The sequence below is a fragment of the Stenotrophomonas sp. 2YAF22 genome (assembly GCF_052114665.1).
GTDB classification, from domain to species: Bacteria; Pseudomonadota; Gammaproteobacteria; order Xanthomonadales; family Xanthomonadaceae; genus Stenotrophomonas; species Stenotrophomonas indicatrix.
The window spans coordinates 1-7989 of record NZ_JBFRFE010000139.1 but is presented as its reverse complement, the minus strand read 5'-3'; the positions used below and the strand labels follow the sequence as shown (position 1 = coordinate 7989).

Below are 7989 nucleotides of genomic sequence, written 5' to 3'. Positions count from 1 at the left end.
AACGCAGGCATTCCGGTGGTTGCCGGCCAGCGGCCGGCACTACACACATCAACGCTGCGACGGCCCCCAGTAGCCCAGGTCCTTGCGGATCTGCAGGTCCCGGACCCAACTGCCAAACGGCTTGCGACGCAGCGTGCCCATCTCGCCGGACAGGAAATCCTCGGTGGCGGCGATCACCCGCTCGCTGGACAGGCCATCGCGGTAGGGGTGGATGGCATCGGCGTAGCGCACGATCTCCGCCTGCAACGCAGCATCGGGATGCAGCGCGCGCGCCAGCATTGCCGGCAACTGCTGCGGATCGTCGAAATCGATCATGTGCGGCTTCGGCACGCGGTTGCGGAAGGTCACCACCGGCTTGTGCTGGACGATGAACTCCGAAACGATCGATGAGGTGTCCGATACCAGCACGTCGGCGGCGCGCTGGGCAGCCATCACCTGCTCCGGTTCGATGAACCGCGCATTGGCGCCGGCCAGCGCGCGGTAGCGTTCGAACAGTTCCGGCGGGCACTTCGGATGCAGGGTCAGCAGCCAGTAGTGCTGCCCGGCGGCGATGTCGGCCGCGATCTGCGCATGCAGGTGCGGAGCGGCGCTCAAGCGCTCGGTGAAGGTTGAACCGAACAGGATCACCGGGCGTCCACCGGCTGCACTGCGCAGTGCGGCACTGTCGCCGCCGTCGTCGCGGAACAGCGGGTCCAGCTTCGGCCAGCCGGTTTCCGCCACGGCGAAATGGCCCTGCACTGCCGCGATCTCGCGGAACGGCGCGGTGGTGGCAGGGCCCTGCGTGCAGTACAGGTCGAACATGCCGCGCACCCGGAAGTGGCCACGCGCACTGTCGCGTTTTTCCACGTTGAAGCCATGGAACAGCTGCACCTTGGCCCCCGACAGGAAGGTCGGCACCCAGTTGGCCGCGCTGAACACCGCCCGCGGCCGCATCGCCAGGGCCTGCTTCAGGCCGATGTTGGGCACGCCGGGCAGCTGGCTGCCAGCCGCACCATCTTCGAACCAGGCCGCCACTTCCTGGCCGGAAGCGTGCAAGGCCTGCACCAACGGGGCGAGAATAGGCAGCGCATAGCGCTCCGTCGCAAACAACAGGTACCCGGCCATCATGTCCTCCACGACCGCTCCCATCGAACGGCCTCGCATCTCGGCCTGCATTATCGCGTTCAACGAGGCCGGGCGCATCGGCGACTGCCTGGCCTCGCTGGCCTTCTGCGATGAGATCGTGGTGGTGGACTCCCTGTCCACCGACGCCACGGTGGCCATCGCCGAGGCTGCCGGCGCCCGCGTGCTGCAGCGTCCGTTCGATGGCTTTCGCAGCCAGAAGGCGTTCTGCGTCGAGCAGGCCACCCACGAGTGGGTACTGTGCCTGGACGCCGACGAGCGCATCAGCCCGGAACTGCGCACGGCCATCGAGCAGGCCCGCGACGGCGGCTTTGCAGGTCATGCGGGTTACCGCTTCGCGCGCCTGTCGGAGTACTTCGGCAGGTTCCTGCGCCACGGCAATGCCTATCCGGACCGGGTGCTGCGCCTGTTCGACCGCCGCCAGGGCGGCTGGCGCGGCAAGCGCGAGATCCATGAGGCGGCCAGCGTCGATGGCACCGTCGGCACCCTGCGCGGGGACCTCATCCACTTCCCCTACCGCTCGCTGCAGCAGCAGCTGGCCAAGACCGAGAAGTACGCACGGATGATGGCCGAGCACGAGTTCGCGCGCGGCAAGCGGGCCACCCTCGGCAAGCTGGTACTGGCGCCAGCCTGGCGGTTCTGGCGCGGCTTCCTGTTCCGTGGCGGCTTCCGCGATGGCTGGCATGGCCTGGTGTATGCCTATGTGCGCGCCAACTATGTGCGGCAGAAGACCATCATGCTGTGGATGCTGGGCAACGGTCAGGCCGTGTCCGACCCTCCCAACCCCTGAACGGGAAGTCGGCCAGGGCTGGACGCTACGGCGCGATCTTTGCCCGGTGCCGGGCACCTTCCACGATCGACAGGCCGGTCAGCAGGCCGACGATGGTGACGTAGAAGCTTGCGGTCATCTGGTGCGCGAACATCGACTGGGTCAACCCGCACAGGATGTAGGACACCACCACCATCACGCCGGCGGCGGCGGGGCCACGGAAGGTGATGTGCCCGCTGCGCCGGTGCAGGCGTACGAATACCCAGAGGGGCACGCCATACACGGCCAGAAGCAGCAACACGCCCGGCAGGCCCTGGGTAGCTCCCCACTCGGCCAGATCGTTGTGCGCATGGCGCAGGTGGCAGCGGATTTCCTGCGGGTTCTCGCGGCAGACCGGCACCCGCTTCATGGCCGTGTCGAAGTGGCCGATGCCTACCCCGGTCAACGGATGATCGAGGAAGGTCTCCCACGCCACCTGCAGGCGCTCGACGCGCGCCCCGGCCGAAGAGTCACTGTCACCCTGCTCCATGCGCTGCACATCGCTGTGCAGTTCGGACAACCGCACCTGGTGGCGCAGTTCGGGCACCGACAGCAGCAGGGTCGCGCCGATGGCCAGCATGCCGGCAAGCACTGAAAGACGCGCCACGCCGGTGCGCCAGCGCAGGCTCAGTGCCAGCACCACCAGCAGCGCCAGCAGAGCCGCGAACACGCCCCGGCTTCCGGTCAGGATGATGGTTCCGCACCCGGCGGCCATGCCGACGATTACCAGCGACCAGCGCCGCGACGGCCGGCAGAACACCAGCAACACCATCAGCATCATCACGATGTCGGCGAGCACGATCGCGTTGGTGAACAGTTCGGCGCGTGGCGCGCCCTGGGCCACCTGCAGCGCCGAAAGCACGAAGGTGCCCACCAGCCCGGCCAATGCACCGCGCCACAGCCAGCGCATGTCCGGGCGCAGCGCACACACCCACAGTGCGATCCACGGGATGACCAGGAAGCGGGATCGATTGTCGACATCGCGCAGGCCCTGTTCGAACAGCACGACCGACACGAGGGCCATCACCACCACCGCCAGCATCAGCCAGCTGAGGACCTTGATCGGCTGCATGTCCATACGCCGGGCCTGCCACAGCAGGCCGGGCACCATCGCCGTGCTGACCAGCAGCAGCAGCGCGTAGGGCAACAGATTGATCGGAATCGTCAGCACCAGCGCCGGCATGCAGAACAGGCCGATCTGCGCCAGCCAGTGCGCCGCACGCGGACGCCTCCCTGCGGGGACGCCCAGCGGATCGCCGATCGTGGATTCCAGGTTGTGCTTTGAAGCTGCCACGTCGAAAAAGTTCGCTGCAATCCGGCGGAATGAACGGGATCGCCGATACGGCCGATCCCACGCTGACGTTTTACTGCCTTTGCTGCCGCTTGGGCAGTCTGGACAAGCGCGGGCCAGGGTGGTTATTCCTCACGCTGCAATCGCCGTTCACGTTCGCGCTCCTCCGCGCTGGCCACGCACCGGCCCTGCACCGCAGTGGCCGGTACCAGCCACCAACGGCGGCGGTTGGCGATCCCGGCCAGCTCGGCACGGTCGCGGTCGATGCAGGGCAGCAGCGCGTCTTGGTGGACCAGCAACCAGCGGCGCCGGGGCGCCAGCTGTTGCCATTCCACCGCCGCAGCCAGCTGTGCATCCCAGGGCTCGTTGAAACCGAAGGTGGCTGCCGGGCGGTCTGCCATCAGCAGATTCTGCTCTTTCCAGGCCACCAGCCCCAGCTCCGCATCGGCGCCGATACGCTGGCCGGTGTGCCGCATCAGGCCGCGGGCGGAACTTGAATCATTCAGCAGCGGATAGCCGATCAGGCTGTACAGCACCCACACGGCAGTGAGGGTCGAAACCAGCGCCAGCTGACGGCGATCACGCCCGAACAACAGCAGGCTGGCCACACCCCAGCCGCCCATTGCCATGGCCGCCCAGGCCAGGGCGTTCATCTCGCCATTGCCGATGCCCCGCGTCTGCATCAGCCGCACTTCGAAGCCGGGCTTGCCCAGCAGGGCAGACAATCCGGCGGCCAACGTCCCCAGCGACAGCAGCAGGGTGAACGCGCCCAGCAGCCATTGCACATCGCGCCGGCGCAGCAGCCCCGGCAGCAACGGCGCCAGCGCCAGGCAGAACATCGGCAGCGCCGGCAGGATGTAGACGTCGCGCTTGCCATTGGGGATCGAGAAGAACAGCACGATCAGCGCCCACCAGCCCAGCAGCAACAGATAGCGCGCGTCCCGACGCTGCAGCCGGCGCCGCCAGGCGGGGATCGCCCACGGCACCGCCAGGAAGGCGGGAATCCACATCGACGGCATGGTGCCCAGGAAGTACCACCAGGGCTGGTGGTGGTCCCAAGATTGCGCATAGCGCTTGGCGGTCTGCCGGAACAGGATGTCGTTCATGTACGCCAGGTACTCGCCGGAGCGGGTCGCCAACGCGGTCATCACCATCGGCACCAGCCACAGCGCGACGGCCAGCACGAACGCCAACGGCGCCAACCAGAAGCGCAGGTCGCGTGCATGCAGCCGCACCCGCGGCCAGTGCAGCGCCGAACCGATCACCGCTGGCACGATCATCAGCAGCGCGATCACGCCCACGCCCTTGGTGATCACCCCGATGCCGGCAAAGAACCAGCCCAACCACCACCAGCGCCAGGCGGGCCCCAGCAGCAGGTGGCGCAGCAGACCGTAATTGGCCAGGGTGATGAACAACACCACCAGCGGGTCGATCTGCGCCTTCTTCGACTGGAAGGTGAACTGCAGGGCGAACAGCAGCGCCCAGCCCGCATACAGCCCGACCTGGCGCGTCCACAGACGCCGGCCCAGATCGACCACGCACCACAGCGTGCCGAGTGCAGCGATCAGCGAGGGCAGCAGGAACGCCACCCGCCAGTTGCCGACCACGCTGTACAGCGTGGCCTGCCACCACATCAGCATCGGCGGCTTGTCCGAGTACAGCTCCAGCCCACGGTGCGGGAACAGCCAGTCGCCGCTGTCCACCATCTGCTTGGCGACCAGGGCGAAGCGCGGTTCGTCCGAGGGCCAAGGATCGCGTAGTCCCAGGCCGGCACCCAACACCAACAGGGCCATCACAACGAACAGCCACGTCTGGYGTGATGCACGGGTTTTCAGCATGGGGGCTCGGACTGCGGTTGGGTCAGCCCTTTTTTAGCAGACGCGCGTAGAAAAATCCGTCAGCATCGTTTTCACCGGGCAGACGCTGGCGCGCGATACCGTCACAGTCCAGACCAAATGCGTCACCCAGCGCGACCGCTTCCGCATCCGCGTGCCATTTCAGGAAGCCCTTCACCTGATCGACGTTCTCCGCGCGCAGGATCGAGCAGGTGGCATAAAGCAGCACGCCACCTGGGCGCAGCATCGACCAGCAGGCTTCCAGCAACCGGGCCTGGATGCCGACCAGCGCGTCAATGTCCTCCGCCCGCCGATGGAACATCACGTCCGGCTGCCGGCGGATGACGCCGGTGGCCGAGCACGGTGCGTCCAGCAGGATCGCGTCGAACGGAACGCCGTCCCACCATGCCCCCGGATCGCTGGCATCGGCCACCTGCACCTGCGCGCCTTCGCCCACACCGGTACGGGCGAACGTATCCTTGGCGCGCGCCAGACGACGCGCATCGATATCCAGCGCCAGCAATTGCAGGCTGGGGTCACGCTCGAGCAGGTGCGCCGACTTGCCGCCCGGGGCGGCACATGCGTCGAGCACGCGGCTGCCAGTCGGCGGCGCCAGCGCGTCAGCAGCACACTGCGCCGACAGATCCTGCACCGACAGCAGGCCTTCGCCGAAACCGGGCAGCTGGTTCACCGGAACCGGCACGGCCAGCCGCAGCGCATCGGCGCTCAGTGGGCTGGCTTCGGCGGCAATGCCCGCCTCGGCCAAGGCCGCCATCATCTTCTCGCGCCCGCCCTGCTGGCGGTTGGCACGCAGCCAAAGCGGCGCCGGCTGCAGGCTGGCAGCGAAGATCGCCTCGGCCTGTGTCGGCCAGTCGCGCTCGATGGCCTCGGCCAGCCAGACCGGAAATGCGTCGCGTGCCGGTTGTTCGGGGAAGCCCTCGCGCTGGGCGCGGCGCAGGATCGCATTGACCAGACCCGCCTGGCGTTCACGGCCAAGTGCGCGCGCAGCATCGACCGTCGCCGACAGCGCCGCATGGGCGGGCAGTTCCAGCACATCCAGCTGGGCGAAGCCCACCATCAGCAGCGTGCGCAGGTCGGCATCGCGTGCGGACAGCGGCTTCTGCATCCACGCCTGCAGGGCAGCGTCATAGGTGCTGCGACGGCGCAGCACCGCAAAGCACAACGCTTCAAGCAGTGCGCGGTCGCGGGTGTCGGCCAGCTTGGGCAGCGCCCAGGCCAGCTCGGCCTTGAGCGAACGACCGCGGGTGAACACCTGGGCCAGCACGCGCGCCGCCAGCATGCGGGTGGCCGCGCCCGGCGCCGCCTTGGCGATGGAGAAATCGTTTGCCTTGCTCACCCGTCAGACCCCCACGCGCAGGTCACGGCGGGCATTGAGGTAGTCGGCGGCGGTAATCGCCTTGCCGCCCTCCCGCTGCAGTACACGCAGGCGCAGCGCGCCCTGCCCGCAGGCGATATCGATGCCCTCGCGGCCAGCGGCCAGCACCGTGCCCGGCGCTTGGCCATGGGCCACATCCAGCGCCACCGCGCCGTGGATGCGCACGCGCTCACCGGCCAGCAGTGCCTCGGCAATCGGCCAGGGATTGAACGCACGCACCGTGCGCGCCAGCGCTTCGGCGTCCTGCGCCCAGTCCAGTTTTGCCTCGGCCTTGTCCAGCTTGTGCGCGTAAGTCACACCCTGCTCCGGCTGCGGCCGCGCGATCGGCTTGATGCCGGCGCGCAGCAGGCCCAGTCCGTCGGACAGCACCTGTGCGCCGAGCTCGGCCAGCTTGTCGTGCAGCTGGCCACCGGTATCGGTGGCGGCGATGGGTAGTTCCTGGTGCAGCAGCACCGGGCCCGTATCCAGGCCAGCTTCCATCTGCATCAGACAGATGCCGGTCTTGTCGTCACCGGCCTGGATGGCACGCTGGATCGGAGCGGCGCCACGCCAGCGCGGCAGCAGCGAACCATGCACGTTCCAGCAACCGTGGGTCGGAATGGTCAGCACCGCTTTGGGCAGGATCAGGCCATAGGCCACCACCACCATCAGGTCCGGCTGCAGGTCACGCAGCTGCTGCTGGGCCGCTTCGTCCTTCAGCGTTTCCGGCTGGTACACGGGGATGCCACGGGCGACCGCTTCCAGCTTGACCGGCGAAGGCGCCAGACCACGGCCGCGACCGGCAGGGCGATCGGGCTGGGTATAGACAGCCACCACCTCGTGATGACGCGCGGCCGCGCGCAGCGACGACACCGCGAATTCCGGCGTACCGGCAAAGACAATCCTCATGGCAACCCCACTTGCAGGATGAAATCGTGCAGGAAAAAAAACGGCGCCGTCGGCCGGCGCCATGCAGCCCGCGCGTCACGCGCAGGCGCGGGCCACCCCGAAGGGCGGCCCGGAGCAGCGATCACGCCACGTGCTTGCGCTGCTTGGCCAGCTTCTTGCGGACCATCTCGCGCTTCAGCGGCGACAGGTAATCGATGAACAGCTTGCCGTCCAGATGGTCCATCTCGTGCTGCACGCAGACCGCCAGCAGGCCATCGGTGCTCAACTCCTGCGGCTGCCCCTGGCGGTCCAGGAACTTGACGGTGATGGTGTCGGCACGGGTCACGTCAGCGAAGATGCCAGGCACCGACAGGCAGCCTTCCTGGTACACCTGGCCCCCGTCCTTGGCGACGATTTCCGGGTTGATGAAGACGCGCGGCTCGTTCTTTTCTTCGCTTACGTCGATGACCATGAAGCGCTGGTGCACGTCCACCTGGCTGGCAGCCAGACCGATGCCCGGCGCGTCGTACATGGTCTCGAACATGTTGTCGAGCAGCTCCTGGAACGCCGGCGTGGTCACTTCGGCGGCATCGATCAACGCAGCCTTGGTACGCAGGCGCGGATCGGGGAACTCAAGGATGGGGAGTAAAGCYATGGCAGTTTCCGGGGT

General features: G+C 67.7%; 7 protein-coding genes. 1 reads left to right on the top strand and 6 read right to left on the bottom strand.

All coding sequences use genetic code 11. From position 1 onward, the window contains the following. Nucleotides 1-48: 48 nt before the first annotated feature. Entirely contained in the window at nt 49-1107 is a 1059-nt protein-coding gene (locus AB4Y84_RS07800) for a CDP-glycerol glycerophosphotransferase family protein (RefSeq protein ID WP_312787159.1), read from the bottom strand. On the opposite strand from AB4Y84_RS07800, the gene AB4Y84_RS07795 reads away from it, so the two are divergent. Then, entirely contained in the window at nt 1106-1912 is an 807-nt protein-coding gene (locus tag AB4Y84_RS07795) for a glycosyltransferase family 2 protein (protein ID WP_312110434.1), read from the top strand. The two genes, AB4Y84_RS07800 and AB4Y84_RS07795, sit on opposite strands and share 2 nt — an antisense overlap. A gap of 25 nt (nt 1913-1937) precedes the next feature. On the opposite strand, the gene AB4Y84_RS07790 is transcribed toward AB4Y84_RS07795, so the two are convergent. The 5 genes from AB4Y84_RS07790 to def all read right to left on the bottom strand — a co-directional run bounded on the left by AB4Y84_RS07790 (nt 1938) and on the right by def (nt 7974). Continuing rightward, nucleotides 1938-3113, bottom strand: a complete 1176-nt coding sequence (locus AB4Y84_RS07790) for an O-antigen ligase family protein (protein WP_312787160.1) — start codon at nt 3111-3113, stop codon at nt 1938-1940. Between the two features lie 233 nt (nt 3114-3346). After that, nucleotides 3347-5059, bottom strand: coding sequence for a glycosyltransferase family 39 protein (locus AB4Y84_RS07785; RefSeq protein WP_442249957.1), 1713 nt, complete (start codon nt 5057-5059; stop codon nt 3347-3349). Nucleotides 5060-5081: 22 nt separating this feature from the next. Continuing rightward, nucleotides 5082-6413, bottom strand: a complete 1332-nt coding sequence (rsmB, locus tag AB4Y84_RS07780; RefSeq protein ID WP_363734060.1) for a 16S rRNA (cytosine(967)-C(5))-methyltransferase RsmB — start codon at nt 6411-6413, stop codon at nt 5082-5084. Nucleotides 6414-6416: 3 nt separating this feature from the next. Continuing rightward, the gene (fmt, locus tag AB4Y84_RS07775; RefSeq protein ID WP_394197946.1) at nt 6417-7340 is read right to left on the bottom strand and encodes a methionyl-tRNA formyltransferase; all 924 of its coding nucleotides are present in this window, start codon (nt 7338-7340) and stop codon (nt 6417-6419) included. A 121-nt stretch (nt 7341-7461) separates the two neighbouring features. Continuing rightward, nucleotides 7462-7974 carry a peptide deformylase gene (gene def, locus AB4Y84_RS07770; protein WP_154881125.1) on the bottom strand — a complete coding sequence of 171 codons (513 nt, stop codon included), beginning with the start codon at nt 7972-7974 and terminating at the stop codon, nt 7462-7464. Between the last annotated feature and the right edge of the window lie 15 nt (nt 7975-7989).